Origin of the sequence: Microbacterium sp. ZW T6_19 (genome assembly GCF_044987465.1) — a bacterium.
Taxonomy (GTDB): Bacteria; Actinomycetota; Actinomycetes; order Actinomycetales; family Microbacteriaceae; genus Microbacterium; species Microbacterium natoriense_A.
In genome coordinates, this window is the sequence record NZ_JBJDRH010000002.1 from 210,876 (window position 1) to 229,113 (window position 18,238).

An 18,238-nucleotide genomic window follows, 5' to 3' on the forward strand; every position below is an offset into this window, starting at 1 on the left:
TGGAGGGATGACTTCCGCACCGCGCACCCCGTCAGCCATCGACAAGGTCGCCGACGAGTGGGTCGACACGATCGTCGCTCTCTCTCCGATCCTCGGAACGTACATCGGCCGCACCGAGGTGAACGATCGCTTCGGCGACTTCAGCCCTCAGGGCCATGAGGAGGTCGTGGCGGCGACCCGTGCGACGCTCGCGAAGCTGCAGGCTCTCGAACCCGTCGACGCGATCGACGAGGTGACCAAGACCGATCTGTCGTCGGAGCTGAGCCTCGATCTCGAATTGCACGAGGCGAAGTGGCATCTGCGCGATCTCAACGTCATCGCCTCGGCCGCACAGGACGTCCGCAGTGCTTTCGACCTCATGCCGACCGAGACAACGGACGACTGGGCGGTCATCGCCACGCGTCTCGCCGCTGTTCCAGACGCTCTGCGCGGGTACACCGAGACGCTGCGGGCCGGCATCGCCGCCGGCGTCACGCCTGCGCGACGCCAGGTGGCGGAGGTCGCGACCCAGATTCCTCGCTACACGGCTGACGACGGCTTCTTCGCCGCGTTCGTCGCCAACGGCGGCCCCGCCGAGGGGAGCCTGCCCGCATCTCTCGCACGCACGCTCGCCGACAATGCGGCGGCTGCGCGTGTCGCCTACGACGAGCTGCGCAGCTTTCTTGCCGAAGAACTCGCACCCGTGGCGAGCGAGACGGATGCCGTGGGCCGCGAGCTCTACGCGCTGAACTCGCGGCGCTTCCTCGGCGCCACGATCGACCTCGACGAGACCTACGAGTGGGGGCGCGAAGAGCTCGCCCGGATGGTCGCCGAGCAGACGGCGATCGCGAACGAGATCCTCCCCGGTGCTTCCGTGGAAGAGGCCGTCGCCCACCTCGAATCCGACCCCGCCCGCAAGCTGATCGGCACCGACGCGCTGCAGCGCTGGATGCAGGAGACGAGCGATCGCGCCGTCGCCGAGCTCGGCGCGTCGCACTTCGACATCCCGGAACCCGTCCGCACGCTCGAGTGCATGATCGCGCCGACGCAGGAGGGCGGGATCTACTACACCGGCCCGACCGACGACTTCTCCCGCCCTGGCCGCATGTGGTGGTCCGTGCCCGAGGGCGTCACCGAGTTCGACACCTGGCGCGAGCTGACGACCGTCTATCACGAGGGCATCCCCGGGCACCACCTGCAGATCGGACAGGCCGTGTACAACCGCGCCGAGCTGAACTCGTGGCGCCGACTGCTCGCCGGCACCTCCGGTCACGCGGAAGGCTGGGCGCTGTATGCCGAGCGCCTCATGCAGCAGCTCGGTTACCTCGACGATCCGGCCGATCGTCTGGGCATGCTCGACGGGCAGCGCATGCGCGCGGCCCGCGTCGTGCTCGACATCGGCGTGCATCTGGGCAAGCCGCGCCTCGACGGCACCGGGGTGTGGGATGCCGAGTACGCGCTCGACTTCATGCGCAAGAACGTCAACATGTCCGACCAGTTCGTCCAGTTCGAGGTGAACCGATACCTGGGCTGGCCGGGGCAGGCTCCGTCGTACAAGGTCGGGCAGCGCATCTGGGAGCAGGTGCGCGATGCGTACCAGGCCGAGCGAGGGGCGGACTTCGACATCAAGGAGTTCCACAAGCGGGCGCTCGACATGGGCGGTGTCGGCCTCGATACCCTGCGCACGGCCCTCCTGAACAAGTAGGGGAATGGCCGGAGCCGACTCGGTGTTCATTCACCTGAATGGAAAGGGATGACATGGACATCGAGTTCGGGCTGGACACCTTCGGAGACATCACCCGCGACGCTGACGGCGTGCTGCTCAGCGGCGCGCAGACGATCCGCAACATCGTCGCGCAGGCGGAGCGCGCCGACGCCGTCGGCGTCGACTTCTTCGGGGTGGGGGAGCACCACCGTCCCGAGTTCGCGGTCTCCGCTCCCGAGATGGTGCTGGCGGCGATCGCCGGTCGCACCGAGCACATCCGTCTCGGCACCGCGGTGACCGTGCTGTCTTCTGACGACCCCGTGCGCGTCTACGAGCGCTTCGCGACGCTGGACGCGGTCTCGAACGGGCGCGCAGAGGTGGTGCTCGGACGCGGTTCGTTCATCGAGTCGTTCCCGCTCTTCGGTTACGACCTGCGCGACTACGATGCGCTCTTCGAGCAGAAGCTCGACCTGTTCGTGCAGCTGCTGAAGGAAGAGCCCGTGACCTGGTCGGGCACGATGCGCGCCTCTCTCGAGAACGCGAATGTGTTCCCCAAGACCGAGAAGGGGCTGCGCACGTGGGTCGGCGTCGGCGGCAGCCCCGAGTCCGTCGTCCGCGTCGCCCGCCACGGCCTCGGTCTCATGCTCGCGATCATCGGGGGCCCTGCCGGGCGCTTCAAGCCCTTCGTCGATCTCTACCACCGCTCGGTGGCGTCGTTCGGCACGGCCTCGCACCCCGTCTCCGTGCACTCTCCAGGACACATCGCCGACACCGACGCCGAGGCGTGGGATGCGGCGTACTCCGGCTTCGAGGCGATGAACAACACCATCGGACGTGAGCGAGGCTGGCCGGCCTACAGTCGCGCCCGGTTCCAGAACGACGTCGGCCCCGAGGGCGCGCTCTACGTCGGCTCGCCCGACCGGGTGGCTGCGAAGATCGCCGACACCGTGAAGCTGCTGGGTCTCGGGCGCTTCGATCTCAAGTACGCGACGGGCACACTGTCGCACGAGGCGATGATGCGCAGCATCGAGCTGTACGGGACCGAGGTCATCCCGCGAGTGCGCAGACTCCTCGCCGACTGACGTCGCGGCACGTCGTCGGCTCTACGATGAGGGGCATGGCCAACACAGCGCTGCCGAGCCGTGCGTCTCTCGCTCAGAGACTCGATGACGTGCCGTTCACCAGGCGACACCTGCGCCTGCTCACGGGCTCGGGGCTCGGCTGGGCGCTCGATGCGATGGACGTCGGGCTCATATCGTTCATCCTCGCGGCGCTCACGCAGCAGTGGGGGCTCACGAAGCCCGAAGCGGGGTGGATCGCCTCCGTCGGCTTCATCGGCATGGCGCTCGGTGCCACGCTGGGTGGCCTCCTGGCGGATCGGCTAGGCCGTCGGCAGGTGTTCGCGTTGACCCTCCTCGTCTACGGTGTCGCGACGGGGGCGAGCGCGCTCGTCGGCGGACTCGCGATGCTTCTCGTCCTCCGGTTCTTCGTCGGCCTGGGGCTGGGCGCTGAGCTCCCTGTCGCGTCGACGTATGTCAGCGAGTTCGCGCCCGCACGCATCCGGGGTCGACTGATCGTGATCCTCGAGGCGTTCTGGGCGGTCGGCTGGACGGCCGCCGCGCTGATCGGCTACCTCGTTATCCCGGCATCCGCCGACGGCTGGCGCTGGGCGTTCGCCCTGGGGGCGATCCCCGCCGTGTACGCGCTGATCATCCGCTGGGGGATGCCGGAATCGCCGCGCTGGCTGGCGCTGCGCGGCCGGATCGCCGAAGCCGAGAAGGTCGTCGTCTCCTTCGAGCTCGACGCGGGCATCGTCGCCGGTCCTGCCATCCGGAAGGAACCGCCGTCCCGGGCGATCACGGCCACGATGCGCTCGCGGGTGACGACGCTCTGGCACCCGGAGTTCCGGCTCCGCACCCTGTGCCTGTGGCTGGTCTGGCTGTGCGTCAACTTCGCGTACTACGGGGCGTTCATCTGGATCCCCAGCATCCTCGTCGATGCCGGCTTCGATCTGGTGCGGTCGTTCGGATTCACGCTGATCATCACCCTCGCGCAGCTACCCGGTTATGCCATGGCCGCCTGGTTGATCGAAGTGTGGGGTCGGCGCAGCACGCTCTCGGTGTTCCTGCTGGGATCTGCCGTCTCCGCGGTGTTCTTCGGCACGGCGACCTCAGCCGGGGCGATCATCGCCGCGGGCATGGCGCTGTCGTTCTTCAATCTCGGAGCGTGGGGCGCGTTGTACGCGGTGACGCCTGAGATCTATCCCACTTCGCTCCGCGCGACCGGCGCGGGCTGGGCGGCAGGCGTGGGGCGGATCGCGTCGATCATCGCGCCGCTCGCAGTGCCGGCGATGCTGGTCATCGGCGGCGCGCCGCTCGTGTTCGTCGTCTTCGGCGTCTGCTTCGTCGTAGCGGCCGCCGCGGCCTGGGGACTCAGCGACCGCAAGGGGCAGGCGCTCGACGACCGCTGAGCGGGCATAGGCTGATCGTGTGAGTGATGTGCGTTATGTGGCGATCGGCGACTCTTTCACCGAAGGTGTCGGCGACGAGCTGCCCGACGGGCACGTCCGCGGATGGGCCGACCTCACCGCGCAGGGGTGGGCGGATGCTGCAGGGCACCCGATCAGGTACGCGAACCTCGCGATCCGGGGCAGGCTCGCCTGGCCGATCGTCGAGCAGCAGCTCGAGGCCGCTCTGGCGCTGCATCCCACGCATCTCTCGTTCAACGGCGGCGGCAACGATGTCCTGCGCCCCCGAGCCGATGTCGAGCACATCGCCGACGCCTTCAGCCGGGTGCTTCGTCGCTGCGATGACGAGGGCGTCACGCTGATCCTGCTCTCGGGGGCGAATCCGAGCGGGCAGCTGCCGATGGGCAAGGTGTTCCAGAAGCGCGGAGATCTCCTGTCGGAGGCGGTGCTCCGACGCGTCGAGAATCGGCCCGACGTCATCACCGCGCTGAACTGGCCCGACCGCGAGCTCTCCGAACCGCAGTACTGGTCCGAGGATCGGCTGCACATGAACGCCGCGGGCCACCATCGAGTGGCCGCCCGGGTGCTGCACGCGCTCGGATTCGAGCCGCACGAGACCTGGTGGGCGCCGAGCGACACCGGCCAGGCCGGCCCCAGCGGCTATGCGTACTATCGGGAGTTCGTCGGCCCTTGGGTGAAGCGCCGCGTGACCGGTACGTCGTCAGGCGACGGCCGTACCGCGAAGTACCCGGCGTGGGTCGAACTCTCTCCGCGCCCGGTATGACCGACATCGAGATGCGGCGCATCCCCGCCGGTTCCGTGACTATTCACGACGAACGCAGGAAGATCCAACGCGTCGTCGAACTCGCGGATTTCGAGATCGGAGTCTTCCCGGTAACCGAGGAGCAGTTCGCAGAGATCCTGCCGGTGCCCTCCCGGCACCCTCGGCGTCCGGCGGCTGACGTGAGCTGGTTGCGCGCCGTGCACTTCTGCAACGCCGCATCCGAGTGGGAGGGGCTCGACCCGGTGTACCGTTTCGACGGCGAGGACGTCACGTGGGATGCCACCGGCGACGGCTATCGCCTTCCGACCGAGGCGGAGTGGGAGTTCGCGTGCCGCGCCGGATCTGCCGGTCCGCACTACGCGCCACTCGCGGATGCCGCATGGACGAGCGCGGATGGCGTGCCGGCACCGCAGGATGTGGGCGGGAAGCTGCCGAACCTGAACGGTCTGTTCGACATGCTCGGGAACGTGTGGGAGTGGTGCTGGGACTTCCTGGATCCGGCGCGATACGACGACTACCGGGTGTTCCGCGGCGGGGGATACGCCGATGACGCCTGGAGCGTTCGGGCCGGCGTACGCCGCGGAGGAGCGCCGCGTATGCATCACGAAGACGTCGGCCTGCGCGTCGCCCGTGGCGCCTTCGACACGCGCGACGCGGCCCAGGGGTGGTCTGCGCGAGCGGACCGGGAGCGCGCCGCCTTCGACGGCCCTGTGCCGTTCGGCTGGACGCCGCTCACCCGCAGGTAGGCGGCTACGCGGTCATCTGCTTGATCATGAAGAGATTCGGATCCTCCGAGGGGGCGAACCCGTATCGGGCGTAGAGTCCGTGAGCGTCAGCGGTGGCGAGCATGATGCGCTTGAGACCCAGTGGCTCGAGATCTGCGATGACCCCTGCGATGAGCATCTTGCCGACGCCGTCTCCTCGGACACCGCGGTCGACGAACACGTCACAGAGCCAGGCGAAGGTGACGGCATCCGTCACGACGCGGGCGTAAGCGACTTGCTCGCCGTCGGCGTTCCACACGCCGTAGTTGCGCGAGGCATCGATCGCCGCTTCCTGTGTCTCTCGGGCACGTCCTTCGGCCCAGTACGCCTGCTTGCTGAGCCAGGCGTGCACGCGGGGGCGATCGATGAGCGAAGGATCATTCGAGAACGTGAAGGAAGAGCGCATCGCCTCATCCTATGAGCAGTCAGGGTGGTGAGAAGTCAGCGGCGACGTTCGGGATCGAGGCCCATGCGGATGCGCGTGCGCTTGCGCTCGCGCAAGATGAAGGCCGTGCCGACGAGCCAGATGGGAACGGGCATCAGGAAGGCGATGCGGAAGGCCTCGAACGTGTAGGTGGCCGGCGTTCCGGCTCCCTGGAGGTCGAGAGCGAGACCGATCAGGAAGATCGCGATGAGCGCGGCGATGAATCCGCCGGCGTTGGTCACACCGGTGGCTGTGCTCAGCCGGTGCGAGGGATTGTGCGTGCGGGCGTGATCGAAGGCGATCATGCTTGCAGGCCCTCCCGTGCCGAGCGCGATCGCGAGCAGATAGAGCATCCACAACGGCGCGGGGCCCGGAAGCGCGATGACAGCGACCCAGGCGACGAGCTGCACGCCCACAGACGGCAGGACGAGCGCGTAGGAGCGGTGATAGGGAAGACGGCGGGAGAGGTCGCCGATCACGGGGCCGAGCACCATGCCGGCGACCACGTACACCGAGATGATGCCGGCGGCGTGCGCGGTGTCGAGGCCCTGGGCGGCGGTGAGGAATGGCATGCCCCAGAGGAGGACGAAGGCGGTGCCGGCGAAGGGCGACGTGAAGTGCGACCAGAAGGCGAGGCGGGTTCCGGGGTGAGCCCAGGCAGCCCGGATGCCGACGCCCGTGTCGATCGCCGAGGTCACCACCCGGACCAGCCCGGTGTCGGTGTTGACAGTGACGTCGGCGCCGCGCTCGGGCGGGTGGTTGCGGATGACGAGGAACACCAAGATGCTGAACAGCACGCCCAGACCGGCGATGCTCCCGAAGGTCACGCTCCAGCTGGTCGCGTGCAGGAACGCAGCCAGCGGGACCAGGGCGACGAGCTGGCCCGCCTGCCCGAGGATTCCGGTGAACTGCACCATGAGCGGTCCCCGCTGAGCGGGGAACCACGTGGCGACGAGTCGCAGCACGGCCGGGAAGATCGCCGCGTCGCCCGCACCGAGCAGAATGCGGGCGATGATCGCGATGCCGATGCTGGGGGAGAGGGCCATGGTCAGCTGCCCCGCGGCCATCAGCACCATGCCGATCGACATGATCGGGCGCGAGCCGTGACGGTCGAGCAGTATTCCGATCGGGATCTGCATACCGCCGTACACCGCGAGTTGGACGACCGCGAACAGTGCGAGGGTCGATGCATCGGCCTGGAAGCGATCGGCCGCCTCGACACCGACGGCGCCAAGGGAGGTGCGATTCGTGATCGCGAGGACGTAGGCGGCGACGCCGACCGACCAGATGAGCCAGGCGCGCCACCCGGGAGTCGTTGCGGGGGAGACGGAGACCTGCTTCACCCCTCCACGCTACTCCTGAGCGGTGACGAGCTCGGCGGGATCTCCGCCTACCCTGGAAGTACCAAGACAAGAGGAGTGCGGATGCCGCTGGTCACCGTTCGAGAAGCCGACCTGGGCGGTCCCGACGCGCGAGTGGCGGGCGACCTGATCCGCGCCTACCTGGTGCAGACCGAGAGTGAGAAGCTTTCGCATCTGGGCACAGGGGCGACGGTGCTCTCTGAAGCCCACGAGCGCGAGGTCGCGGATTTGGATGGTGTCCACGCCGGGGCCGCCGTGCTGCTCGCCGAGGTCGATGGCGTGCCATCAGGAGTCGTCGTCATCCGCACCTCTGAGTCCGAGTTGAAGCGCTTCTGGACGGCGCCCGGAGCCCGAGGACTCGGAGTTGGCTCCGCGCTGCTCGATGCCGCGATCGCGTCATGCCGAGGGGATGTCCGGCTGTCGGTGTGGGAGTGGCGTGCGCCGGCACTCCGTCTGTACGAGTCCCGGGGGTTCGTACGCGTCGATTCGTGGGAGGACCGCGCAGGACTGGTGTGCATGGTCAGGCGCGCAGCTTGACGCCCATGATCTGAGTCGGGTGCGTCTCCGAGACGCGAGCGTGAGGATCGATGACGGTCCAGCCGAGAGATGCGTAGAGCCGCTGCGGTGCCACGGCATTCGGATAGCAGGCCAGCAGTGCGCTGTCATAGGGGAGATCGGCGAGCACTTCTTTCATCAGTGCCCGTCCCACTCCTGAGCGGCGGGCCGATGCCTTCACGACGAGCTCTGCAATCGCGAACTGCTGCTGATCCAGCCAGAGAGTGCGGTGCGGCTCGGCGAGAGTCTCGTTCAGACGGTTCCACCACCAGTCGCCGGGGCCGATCCCTGTTCCGAGGACGAAGCCGAGGACTTCTCCGTGCTCGGATGCGTGGAAGAGCCGGAACTCCGGCTTCTCCACGGCGTAGCGACGTACTCGTTCCGGGAACTCGACGAGACTGCGGACTGGGTCCTCTTCGTAGGGAGGTTCGGCGAATGCATCCGCATAGAGCCCTGCGATGGCGAGCAGTTGCTTTTCGTCACCGTCCCACTGCTCGATCTTCATCGATCGATCTTCGCACGGTTGGGCGGGCGGATACTCAGTTCAGGCGCTCGCTGAGGTGGACGGTGACGTCGTCGCCGTCGGTCTTGCCGAGTCGCTTGCGAATCGCGGCGGTGATGGGCAGCTTGTGCGTGCCGTCGCCGAGCGCCATGAACGCGCCTCGGAAGGGTTCCCCACCGACCGTGCCGGCGACTTTCACCAGTCCGCGAGTGCCGAAGATCTCCGCGGAGTCGGGAAGCTGTACACACGTCCACGAGTCGCCGTCGCGAACTTTGCCGAGGGTCGCTGTGAAGGTCAGGTCGAGAGGTCGAACAGCCATGTCATTCCTTCTTCCGGGCGGTCAGACGAAGAGTCCGACGAGGATTCCGATCAGGGTGAGTTTGATGATCCAGTCGAGCAGGTGGATGCCTGCTGTGGGAACGGCGGTGCTCTCGTGCACGACGCCCCCGAACAGCAGGATGAGAGGCAGAACCGACAGCGCCAGTCCGAGGAGGGCGCCGGCTGCGGGTCCGTGCCAGCCGGCAGCCGTCATGAGTCCGGCGATCAGGAACGACGCCAGCAGGCTGCGCGCGACCACGGAGAGCATCTGGAGGGCGACGGGGATACCGGGGCGGGGCGTACTGGTGCGCGTGACGAGACGGGAGACCGGCGGAATCGCGTAGAGGACCGCGCTGGCGATGAATGACGCGATCGTGGCGATGAGTATGCCCAGGGCGATCATGGCTCCTCCTTGAGTACTTATTGGTACTTAAACTGTACGACTCGCTCAAAGTACCGTCAAGTACTAATATGAGGTGCATGAATACTGCGCTTCGGACTCGGGGACGCCCGGCCGGCCTCAGCGGCGACGCGCTGCTCGACGTTGCCCGCGGGGTGTTTCTCGAGTTCGGGTACGGCGGCGCGTCGATGGACGAGGTCGCAAAGCGGGCGAAGATCTCGAAGTCGTCGCTGTATCGAGAGCACTCGTCGAAGAAGGCGCTCTACACGGCCGTCGTGCACTCGTGGGCGCATGCGGGACGAGACGCGATGCGTCCGTCCCTGGAGAGGCTGCGGGGGAGTGGAGACCTTCGGCGCGGGCTGATCGAACTCGCAGAGACCATGCGGGCCGGCATTCTGAGCCCGCCCGTGCTCGCGATGCGTCGACTCGTGACCGCGGAGGCTCAGTCGCAGCCCGAGGTGGCGCGGGTGTATCTCGAGGAGAGCTGGAACACGAACATCCGCAATCTCGGGGAGGCCCTGAAGGAGATCGCCGAGAGGGGAGGGCTGCGCATCGGCGACCCGGATGCCGCCGCCGCGCAGTTCACGTGGCTGGTCATCGGCGCATCGCTGAACGCCAGGCTCCTGGGTGCGGTGCTCGATGAGCCGCCTGTGGAACAGGCCGTGGATCTCTTTCTCGCGGGGTATGCGGCACCCTGAGCGCTCGGGACGCGTCCGGAGAATCCCTCGTCGGGAGCGCCGGATGTCGGTCGGGGACCGGAGGCAAGGGGAGGCACGACAATGACGGACCTCGTTCCGTGCCACCCTTGGACGCATGAGGGAGCTAGCGACGCCGACATTGCTGGGGGAGCAGGTCACGCTCCGGGAGTACCGCGACGATGATAGGCAGCTCGTTCTGTCTGTGGTTCATGATCCGCTTATTCCGCTCATGACCACTGTGCCCCAGACAGCCTGCACGACAGAGGTGCAGGCCTACATTGAAAGGCAACGTCGTCGTGCCTCGAATGGAGATGGCTTTCAGTTCGTCGTCGTCGAGAACGCGTTGGGTCGCGCGGTTGGCCAGGTGGGCATCACCTTCCGTGAGCAGAATCACGAGCGCGCAAGCGTCGGCTATTGGATCGCCCCGCAGTTCCGAGGCCATCGATACGCGGCGGGGGCATTGCGGACACTTGCCGACTGGGCGCTTCACAGCCTTACCGTGGAACGATTGGAACTCTACGTCGAGCCCTGGAACGAGGCATCGTGCCGCACGGCCGAGTCGGCCGGATTCGAGCGCGAAGGATTGCTCAGGCGGTGGGAACGCGTCGGGTCAGAGCGCCGCGACATGTACATGTACTCGCTCGTGCGGCAATGACTTGCTGTCCCCGCTGTTCCCGCAGCCCGTGCTCGTTGTGCGATCCCGGACACCGATGTTCGTCAGCTGTTCGACGCTGGCACGTACCTCAGGACGTTCGTCTCCCGGCGCTCGAAGCCGACGGATTCGTAGAGCCTCAATGCTGACTCGCGTGATGGCCGAGAAGTGAGATCGAGTGTGCGGAGGCCCCGACGAGTCGACTCCTCAGTGATCGCTTCAAGGAGCAGACGGGCGATGCCGCGCCCGCGTGCGTGGTGGCTGACGACGACGTCCTCGACTATGCCCCGCAGGCCGGTCACCAGAGGGAAGGTCACGAGTGTCGCCATTCCGAGCACCTGTCCAGCGTCGCGCGCAACGAAGAGATCTACGCCTGGTGCGTCGATCATCGCCTGCACGCGATCGGGATCGAAGATGGCGGTCGATGACAGCTGGGAGAGGAGAGCATCCACCTGTCAAAGGTCGTCGATCGTCAGAGTCTCAACGATCGCAACGTCGATGTCGTCCGTCATGTCCGCGAGCTTACAGAGCATGGATGATCGCCTCGCGGGTATGCGATGACTCGACAATCTGTATACCCGGAGATCAGCCTCGCGCCCACGTGATATCCGCGCGGCTGGCTCGCTCGCGACTGGTTCCGGCCGACCTGATCTCGCCGGCACTGTGGGTCGAGACTCCGAACGCGGTCATGCTCGTGACTTCCCAGTGCGCCGGAACGCTGAACTCACCGGCGATGCCGCTGCGATCGAAGGCGCGGAACTGGTGGGCGTCGAGCCCGAGATGAAGACCTTGGATCGTCATGTGGGCGACAGCCTGGCCGAGATCGTAGCGAGCGAACTCCGAATACTCCCAGTCGTCCGTGCCTTCGACCGTCGTGTGCGCGAGGTTCACGAAGAGCACAGAAGCAGACGGCGCCCACTGCGATGAACTCCGCGCCAGATGGCGGACGATCCGCCGATGAGTGTCGCCTCCGCGCCTGCCGACGATGAACTGCCAGGGCTGCGAGTTCCCGGCTGAGGGGGCGTGCCGCGCCGCGTCCAGCAGCGAGTCGATCTGACCGTCAGAGACCTCGATCGTGGGGTCGAAACCCACCGGGCTGAATCGGCCGACCAGCGCTGGGTGCACGTCGGGGATCACGGGCGGGTCGCAGATCGTCATCACACCACTATGCCGCGCCCCGCAGCGACGGGGGAGCAGCTCGGGCGTGGCGCACACGCTTCGTAAGCGGTCGATCGCGTTCGGAGTGGAAGAATGAAGACATGCCGTCTCGGGTCGTCGCCGTTCATTCCAGCCCCATGCACGGCTTCAGCAAGCGGACTCGCGAATCGATCACCCTTCTCGAAGGTGTGGGCGTCGAAGGTGACGCGCACTCTGGCGCAACAGTGCAGCACCGCTCTCGAGTGGCCGCCGACCCGTCACAGCCGAACCTACGGCAGGTGCATCTGATGCACGAGGAGCTGTTCGACGCCCTGAGAGAGAGTGGCCATACGGTCGAGCCCGGTGATCTCGGCGAGAACATCACCACCCGGGACATCGATCTGCTGGCCCTTCCCGTCGGCACCCGCCTGCACCTCGGCGACGCGGTGGTGACGATCACTGGTCTGCGCAATCCATGCCAACAGATCAATGACTTCCAGCCCGGTCTGCTCAAGAAGCTCGTCCGGACCAGCGGCGATGGACGCGTCATCCGACTCGCCGGAGTCATGGGAATCGTCTCCCGTGGTGGGCGGGTAGTCCCGGGCGACACGATCGATATCGAGTTGCCTCGCGAACCCCACTTCCCATTGACGCGCGTGTAAGTACACGCCGAACGCCGTTTGGCGACTGTCGCCTAAAGCAACGCGTCCACCTCCGCCGCCCATGGCGGGAGCTAGGGGAGCGACGCAGGCGCAGTGCGCGACTCCACCGAACGTGAACCAACGGCATCAGACGCGTCCGCCTTGCGCCGTGAGTGCTCGCAGTCAGGGGAGAGCGGAAAGGACGAGTTCGTGGTCCCACTCGTCCGTGAGAACCGACCGAAGCCGGTCGTCCACGCTGTCGACGCAGTACGGCGTGTGGTCTGGATCGAGCACGCTCAGTCTCACCGGCGTGGCCAGAAGCCCCCACGGCTCGATGCTGTTGGCCAACATGCCGTCGACCACAAGATCCTTGTACCCCGCCGACCACCAGGTGTCGAAGACGCGTCGAAGGTCGTCGGGGTGGATGCCGACCCAGACGCCGAAGGTGATCGTGTGCCCAGCGGTCAGATGAACAGGCAACAAAGCACGCACGAAGGCTCCGATGTGGTTCACCTGCATCATGACCGAGGAGTTGGCATCGGCGTGACTCATCCAGACGTCAGATGCGAGGATTTCATGAGCATCCACGATCGGATCGGGATTGGCGAACCGCACGTGACGATCGTGGAGGTCCACTGGGTTCCCGCAGAGCTCGCACTTGTCGGCGGTTGTCATGCTGAGAGCCTAGACGAGCCGATCCACGGAGCACCCGATGTTCGACTGGCGGCAGGTGCACTCGACGATCACCAGTTGCCAGACTCGCAGACGTCCAATCGGCAGGGAGGGGGTGGGCGGGCACCTACTCGGTCTGAGCTGACATAATGTGCATTATCGGTTACAACTCATTTCGCGGGAATACCTGATTCCCGGAAGCGGCTGGCGATGTCGCGCACGGCGGATAGCGTGCGAACGGTGGCCTCTCGATCGGCTGATGTGATCGCTTGAGTGATGCGCGATGCCACATGCGACGTCTTGATGCGCCCTGCTTGCAGCGCGGAAAGCCCTGAGGCGCTCAGCGTCACGCGATCTCCATCGATCATGACGAGCCCGGCGTTCGACATCCGCTCGAGCGTCACGTCGAGGTCGCCCGCCCGGACAGCGAGCGCGCCCTGCAGATCGGTCGTCGTCAGCGAGGCTGTGGCGAGGATGTTCGCTGCAACCCATTCAGTCACTGACCCGAACGGTCCACCTTCGAGCACGCGCTCGGTGAGCAGCGCGTCAAGCACTCGTTCAGTACGGCCGATCTCCTGCTGCAGTGGTGTGGACATGCGCCCTCCTATATCGTTGGTGTAACCAACGTATCACATTGTTGGTACCACCAACGGATGGATTCGAATGTCTTTCACAGACCTGCCGACGTGGATGCTGAGCCAGGCGCACCAGCGAGCCCACAGTATCCTCGCCGCCAAGCTCGGCGAGGTTGATGCACGAGGCTACGACTATCGAGTTCTCGACGTCCTCGCTGCGAGCCCCACTCCCCTGTCTCAGGTGGCGATCGGCTCGTTGGCTCGACTCGACCGCCGCGACGTGACCGTCACGCTCGCTGCGCTTGAAGAGGCGGAGTTCGCCGAACGCAAGCCTGATCCTGACGATGCGCGCCGCAACCTCGTCACTCTGACGGCCACTGGGCACAACCGGTGGGAGCTCCTGGCCGCGTTGGCAGCGGATGCGCAGGAGGATATCCTCGCTCCGCTCGACGCAGAAGCGAGAGACGCGTTCCTCGGCGCCCTTCGGCTCCTCGGCGGAAAGAGTCCAGCATTCGATGACTCTGGAGCGGACGCCATGGAATGAAGAAGCCCGTCCTCGCCGTCTCGACAGCTACTCTGCGGTCACGCACGCCGACGTGATCGTCATGTGCAGCATCCCGTCGATGCTGGTCCTGTCGCGGATGCTCATCCGCGCCACCGGAAGCGTCTCGCTGTAGCGGATGTCCTCCTGCATCGCACGATCAGCGTCATACCCGGCCGCAGTCCATACGTCGAGAATCTGAGAGACGGAGCGTGCATTGTCGCCGGTGCCGAAATCGAGGATCGTCTCCCGTTGAACTCCGTCGCCTTCCAGACATGACGCCGATATCGGCACCGCCGAGGAAGCGTCGATCGGCACTCCGGTCCCGTCGACGACCGTCCCGATCGACGCCTCGAAGGAGTCGGCGATGAGATCGCGCACGGCGGCATCCACGTCCTCCGACGACAGCGGTGTCGGCGTGATCGTCGGGGTCGGCTCCGATGAACTGCGAAGACCTGCGGGGTTCGACATGCCGCACTTACGTCGGCTGTCATCGAACACAGGCAGAACGATCGGGGGTGCGCCACCAGCGCCCACACTCGACGAGTCGGTCGCATAGCGCAGGACCCACGTTCCGTCTTCCTCCCTGAAGGCATACGTGCCGTTCGCGAAGGGCTTGTACCCGTCGTCTCCCCAGGAACGCCCCACGTGCGTAACGACGACCGGACCTTCACGGTGAAAGACGACTCCGTTTGACGCGAACAAGAACGAGCGCTCCACGGCGACGTAGCCGGTGTCGCACCCCTGATACACCAGCGGGGTCACCGTCATGTCCGATGTGACCAGCAGCGCGAAACCCGCCAGTGCAGTCGCGCACGACGCGGCGATGCCGCCGAGGATCGACATGGGCAGCATCCATCGCGGTACGCCGACGCTCCAGATCCCGACCGTCAGGGCGAGCAGGGCGACAGCCATAGACGACGCGATCAACGACGTCCCGTCGGCAGAGCCGATGAGAACGGACGCCGCACCAGATGAGCCCTCTTCGACGCCCACCACGCTCACGAGCACAGCGGCGGCGACGACGAGCACTCCGCCAGCCCACCGGGCCACACTCCGACGAGTATTCATGTACCGTGCCGCGTCGATCAGCCTTCTCCCGGCCGTCCCCACGATCCGCCGCCGGGAGGCGTCGGACACACTGCATCCACTGGCGTCGCCCCGACCTCCGCGCGGATCGCGGATCCCTCCGGCGTGGTGACGTAGGTGAACGCGATGCCCTCGAATGAATCGCCTCCGGGCGTCACCCCGGTCGTGACATTGTCGTACCCGCCCTCGTCTGTAAGGGGCGCGGGAAAGTTGGGGACCAGTCCAGGAGTCGGATGCTCCTTCATCCAGTTCAGCGCTTCCACCGTCGACATGCCCTCGACGCTCCAGTAGCCGGTCGCTGTCAGCGTCGGGGTGCAGACCCATCCTTGGAACGACATGGCGAACTCGTCGCTGGTGCTCTTCTCCGACCGCACGGCGCCGGGCGGCACGGGAGTCGTCTCGAGCCACATGTCGGCGCGCTGCTGCGCCTCGAGCTCGGCGGCTGATGCCTCCGCCGTGGCGCTCGGCAGCGGCGACGGTTCGCTCGAAGCCGTCGACGTCGGCGCGGTCGACGACGCACAGCCGGTCAACAGTCCGATCAGCGCGGCAGCACCGATGACCAAGATCCCCCCACGAGTTTTCATGGCTCGGACCCTACACGATCCGATCAGCCCCCGACATACTCCGCCAGGTGCTCCCCCGTCAGCGTCGACCTCGCCGCGACGAGTTCCGCCGGCGTTCCCTCGAAGACCACGCGGCCGCCATCGTGCCCCGCACCGGGACCGATGTCGATCAGCCAGTCCGCATGAGCCATGACGGCCTGATGGTGCTCGATCACGATCACCGTCTTCCCGGATTCCACCAGTCGGTCCAGCAGGCCCAGGATGTTCTGCACATCGGCGAGGTGCAGACCGGTGGTGGGCTCGTCGAGGACGTAGACGTCGCCCTTCTCCCCCATCTGAATCGCCAGCTTGATGCGCTGCCGCTCGCCTCCCGACAAGGTCGACAACGGCTGACCGAGCGACAGGTAGCCGAGCCCCACATCCTCGAGTCGGCCGAGGATCGCGGCGGCCGCGGGCAGCTTCGCCTCACCCTCCGAGAAGAACAACCTCGCTTCGGCCACCGGAAGATCGAGGACTTCGGTGATGTCCTTGCCCGCGAGCTTGTACTCCAGCACGCTCGCCTGGAACCGCTTGCCGCCGCAGTCCTCGCACGGCGTCTCGATCGTGTCCATGAAGCCGAGTTCGGTGATGATCACCCCGGCGCCCTTGCAGGTGGGGCATGCGCCCTCCGAATTCGCGCTGAAGAGCGCCGGCTTGACGCCGTTGGCCTTCGCGAAGGCCTTGCGGATCGGCTCGAGGAGCCCGGTGTAGGTCGCCGGGTTGCTGCGGCGCGATCCCTTGATGGCGCCCTGGTCGATCGCGACGACGCCGTCGCGCTTCGACACCGAGCCGTGGATCAGCGAGCTCTTACCCGAGCCGGCGACGCCGGTCACGACGGTGAGAACGCCCTTCGGGATATCGACGTCGACGTTCTGCAGGTTGTTGACCGCGGCGCCGCGGACTTCGATCGCGCCGTCGCCGGTGCGAACCGCACCCTTCAACGCCGCTCGGTCGTCGAGGTGCGTTCCCGTCTTCGTCCCGCTCGACTTGAGTCCCTCGACCGTGCCCTCGAAGCAGATCTCGCCGCCGGCGCTCCCGGCGCCCGGTCCCAGATCGACGACGTGATCGCCGATCACGATGGTCTCGGGCTTGTGCTCGACGACCAGAACGGTGTTCCCCTTGTCTCGAAGACGCAGGAGCAGGGAGTTCATCCGCTGGATGTCGTGCGGATGCAGCCCGATCGTCGGCTCGTCGAAGACGTAGGTCACATCAGTGAGCGACGAACCGAGATGGCGGAGCATCTTGATGCGCTGCGCCTCTCCTCCGGAGAGCGTGCCCGAGGGGCGTTCCAGTGACAGGTAGCCGAGCCCCAGCGTCACGAACGCGTCGAGATTGGCGCTCAACGCTTCGAGCAAGGGGCCGGCGCCGGTGAGCGTGAGCCCGCGAACCCAGTCGGCGAGATCCGTGACCTGCATGCGGCACGCGTCCGCGATGCTGATCCCGTCGATCTTCGACGATCGCGCGCCCTCTGTGAGCCGGGTGCCGTCGCACTCCGGGCATGTCGCGAAGGTCGCGACGCGCTCGACGAAGGCTCGGATGTGGGGCTGCAGCGCGTCGAGATCCTTCGAGAGCATCGACTTGGTGATCTTGGGGATCAGGCCCTCGTAGGTCATGTTGATACCGGAGATCTTGACCTTGGTGACGTCTCCGTAGAGGAAGAGATGCCGCTGCTTGTCGGAGAACGACGAGATCGGCTTGTCAGCAGGATAGAAGCCCGACTCCGAGAAGCCCTTCACCATCCAGCCGTCGGCCGTGTACCCCGGCACCATGATCGCGCCCTCGTTCAGCGACTTCGACTCGTCGACGATCTGAGCCAGGTCGAGGTCGGAGACCGCTCCCCTGCCCTCGCACCTGGGGCACATGCCGCCGAGGTAGATCGCGTCCTTGACGATCTTCTTCTCGCCGCCGGGACCGGTCATCACGCCGCTCGCCTTCTGCGTCGGGATGTTGAACGAGAACGCGGTGGGGCCCCCGATGTACGGCTGCCCGAGCTTTGAGAAGAGGATGCGCAACATGGCGTTCGCGTCGGTCACAGTGCCGACCGTCGAACGCGGATTCGCTCCGAGCCGCTCCTGATCGACGATGATCGCCGTCGTGAGCCCCTCGAGTACGTCGACGTCGGGGCGCGGCACCGATGGCATGAAACCCTGCACGAACGCGCTGTACGTCTCGTCGATCATCCGCCGCGACTCGGCGGCGATCGTGTCGAAGACGAGCGAGCTCTTGCCCGACCCCGACACTCCCGTGAACACCGTCAGGCGTCGCTTGGGGATGTCGACGCTGACCTCTTTGAGATTGTTCTCCCTCGCGCCCTGGACCCGGATGATGTCATGGGCGTCTGCGGGGTGTTCGACGGTCATCGTCATCCTCTT

Annotated in this window: 22 protein-coding genes; 10 read left to right on the forward strand and 12 right to left on the reverse strand. The window is 66.4% G+C overall.

Annotation, left to right across the window (positions count from 1 at the left end; translation table 11 throughout):
- Nucleotides 1–7 precede the first annotated feature (7 nt).
- From ACI3KT_RS03440 to ACI3KT_RS03460, 5 genes are read left to right on the forward strand one after another with little or no spacing between them, the layout of a single operon-like run.
- Entirely contained in the window at nt 8–1,684 is a 1,677-nt protein-coding gene (locus tag ACI3KT_RS03440; RefSeq protein ID WP_404902586.1) for a DUF885 domain-containing protein, read from the forward strand.
- Nucleotides 1,685–1,737: 53 nt separating this feature from the next.
- Entirely contained in the window at nt 1,738–2,766 is a 1,029-nt protein-coding gene (locus ACI3KT_RS03445; protein ID WP_404902587.1) for an LLM class flavin-dependent oxidoreductase, read from the forward strand.
- A gap of 35 nt (nt 2,767–2,801) precedes the next feature.
- Nucleotides 2,802–4,154, forward strand: a complete 1,353-nt coding sequence (locus tag ACI3KT_RS03450; protein ID WP_404902589.1) for an MFS transporter — start codon at nt 2,802–2,804, stop codon at nt 4,152–4,154.
- A 28-nt stretch (nt 4,155–4,182) separates the two neighbouring features.
- Nucleotides 4,183–4,935 (forward strand): SGNH/GDSL hydrolase family protein, encoded by a 753-nt coding sequence (locus tag ACI3KT_RS03455; protein WP_292909878.1) that lies wholly within the window; start codon nt 4,183–4,185, stop codon nt 4,933–4,935.
- Nucleotides 4,932–5,681, forward strand: a complete 750-nt coding sequence (locus ACI3KT_RS03460; protein ID WP_404902590.1) for a formylglycine-generating enzyme family protein — start codon at nt 4,932–4,934, stop codon at nt 5,679–5,681. The genes ACI3KT_RS03455 and ACI3KT_RS03460 overlap by 4 nt, the downstream gene beginning before the upstream one ends.
- A gap of 4 nt (nt 5,682–5,685) precedes the next feature.
- Here the strand turns inward: ACI3KT_RS03460 and ACI3KT_RS03465 are convergent, their stop codons facing one another.
- Both ACI3KT_RS03465 and ACI3KT_RS03470 read right to left on the reverse strand, forming a co-directional pair.
- A complete protein-coding gene (locus ACI3KT_RS03465) occupies nt 5,686–6,105 on the reverse strand; it encodes a GNAT family N-acetyltransferase (protein WP_404902592.1) in 420 nt (139 codons plus the stop codon).
- A gap of 35 nt (nt 6,106–6,140) precedes the next feature.
- Nucleotides 6,141–7,466 carry a nitrate/nitrite transporter gene (locus ACI3KT_RS03470; RefSeq protein ID WP_404902593.1) on the reverse strand — a complete coding sequence of 442 codons (1,326 nt, stop codon included), beginning with the start codon at nt 7,464–7,466 and terminating at the stop codon, nt 6,141–6,143.
- Nucleotides 7,467–7,547: 81 nt separating this feature from the next.
- On the opposite strand from ACI3KT_RS03470, the gene ACI3KT_RS03475 reads away from it, so the two are divergent.
- Nucleotides 7,548–8,021 (forward strand): GNAT family N-acetyltransferase, encoded by a 474-nt coding sequence (locus tag ACI3KT_RS03475; protein WP_404902595.1) that lies wholly within the window; start codon nt 7,548–7,550, stop codon nt 8,019–8,021.
- On the opposite strand, the gene ACI3KT_RS03480 is transcribed toward ACI3KT_RS03475, so the two are convergent.
- Genes ACI3KT_RS03480 through ACI3KT_RS03490 form a run of 3 tightly spaced genes read right to left on the reverse strand, consistent with a single transcriptional unit; the run spans nt 8,005 to nt 9,262 of the window.
- Nucleotides 8,005–8,544: a GNAT family N-acetyltransferase gene (locus tag ACI3KT_RS03480; protein WP_404902597.1), complete on the reverse strand. Its 540-nt coding sequence runs from the start codon at nt 8,542–8,544 to the stop codon at nt 8,005–8,007. The genes ACI3KT_RS03475 and ACI3KT_RS03480 overlap by 17 nt on opposite strands.
- Before the next feature lie 34 nt (nt 8,545–8,578).
- Entirely contained in the window at nt 8,579–8,860 is a 282-nt protein-coding gene (locus tag ACI3KT_RS03485) for a DUF1905 domain-containing protein (RefSeq protein WP_404902599.1), read from the reverse strand.
- 21 nt (nt 8,861–8,881) lie between these two features.
- Nucleotides 8,882–9,262, reverse strand: a complete 381-nt coding sequence (locus ACI3KT_RS03490; protein WP_404902601.1) for a DUF1761 family protein — start codon at nt 9,260–9,262, stop codon at nt 8,882–8,884.
- A 77-nt stretch (nt 9,263–9,339) separates the two neighbouring features.
- Between ACI3KT_RS03490 and ACI3KT_RS03495 the strand changes: the two genes are divergently transcribed.
- Nucleotides 9,340–9,957 carry a TetR/AcrR family transcriptional regulator gene (locus ACI3KT_RS03495; RefSeq protein ID WP_404902603.1) on the forward strand — a complete coding sequence of 206 codons (618 nt, stop codon included), beginning with the start codon at nt 9,340–9,342 and terminating at the stop codon, nt 9,955–9,957.
- A 115-nt stretch (nt 9,958–10,072) separates the two neighbouring features.
- Nucleotides 10,073–10,612 carry a GNAT family N-acetyltransferase gene (locus ACI3KT_RS03500; RefSeq protein WP_404902605.1) on the forward strand — a complete coding sequence of 180 codons (540 nt, stop codon included), beginning with the start codon at nt 10,073–10,075 and terminating at the stop codon, nt 10,610–10,612.
- Nucleotides 10,613–10,674: 62 nt separating this feature from the next.
- On the opposite strand, the gene ACI3KT_RS03505 is transcribed toward ACI3KT_RS03500, so the two are convergent.
- The gene (locus ACI3KT_RS03505) at nt 10,675–11,061 is read right to left on the reverse strand and encodes a GNAT family N-acetyltransferase (RefSeq protein WP_404902607.1); all 387 of its coding nucleotides are present in this window, start codon (nt 11,059–11,061) and stop codon (nt 10,675–10,677) included.
- 133 nt (nt 11,062–11,194) lie between these two features.
- Nucleotides 11,195–11,767 carry a nitroreductase family protein gene (locus ACI3KT_RS03510; RefSeq protein ID WP_404902608.1) on the reverse strand — a complete coding sequence of 191 codons (573 nt, stop codon included), beginning with the start codon at nt 11,765–11,767 and terminating at the stop codon, nt 11,195–11,197.
- Nucleotides 11,768–11,868: 101 nt separating this feature from the next.
- On the opposite strand from ACI3KT_RS03510, the gene ACI3KT_RS03515 reads away from it, so the two are divergent.
- Nucleotides 11,869–12,408: an MOSC domain-containing protein gene (locus tag ACI3KT_RS03515; RefSeq protein WP_404902610.1), complete on the forward strand. Its 540-nt coding sequence runs from the start codon at nt 11,869–11,871 to the stop codon at nt 12,406–12,408.
- Nucleotides 12,409–12,570: 162 nt separating this feature from the next.
- Here ACI3KT_RS03515 and ACI3KT_RS03520 read toward each other — a convergent pair whose 3' ends face one another.
- Complete coding sequence (locus tag ACI3KT_RS03520) at nt 12,571–13,062, reverse strand: DUF2199 domain-containing protein (RefSeq protein WP_404902611.1); 492 nt, start codon at nt 13,060–13,062, stop codon at nt 12,571–12,573.
- Between the two features lie 167 nt (nt 13,063–13,229).
- Entirely contained in the window at nt 13,230–13,655 is a 426-nt protein-coding gene (locus ACI3KT_RS03525; protein WP_404902613.1) for a hypothetical protein, read from the reverse strand.
- A gap of 67 nt (nt 13,656–13,722) precedes the next feature.
- On the opposite strand from ACI3KT_RS03525, the gene ACI3KT_RS03530 reads away from it, so the two are divergent.
- Nucleotides 13,723–14,178: a MarR family winged helix-turn-helix transcriptional regulator gene (locus tag ACI3KT_RS03530; RefSeq protein WP_307296839.1), complete on the forward strand. Its 456-nt coding sequence runs from the start codon at nt 13,723–13,725 to the stop codon at nt 14,176–14,178.
- A gap of 27 nt (nt 14,179–14,205) precedes the next feature.
- On the opposite strand, the gene ACI3KT_RS03535 is transcribed toward ACI3KT_RS03530, so the two are convergent.
- The 3 genes from ACI3KT_RS03535 to ACI3KT_RS03545 are packed head-to-tail and all read right to left on the reverse strand — an operon-like array spanning nt 14,206 to nt 18,226.
- Nucleotides 14,206–15,228: a hypothetical protein gene (locus ACI3KT_RS03535; protein ID WP_404902615.1), complete on the reverse strand. Its 1,023-nt coding sequence runs from the start codon at nt 15,226–15,228 to the stop codon at nt 14,206–14,208.
- A 35-nt stretch (nt 15,229–15,263) separates the two neighbouring features.
- Nucleotides 15,264–15,848, reverse strand: a complete 585-nt coding sequence (locus ACI3KT_RS03540; RefSeq protein WP_404902617.1) for a hypothetical protein — start codon at nt 15,846–15,848, stop codon at nt 15,264–15,266.
- A gap of 23 nt (nt 15,849–15,871) precedes the next feature.
- Nucleotides 15,872–18,226, reverse strand: a complete 2,355-nt coding sequence (locus tag ACI3KT_RS03545; protein WP_404902618.1) for an ATP-binding cassette domain-containing protein — start codon at nt 18,224–18,226, stop codon at nt 15,872–15,874.
- Nucleotides 18,227–18,238: the final 12 nt, after the last annotated feature.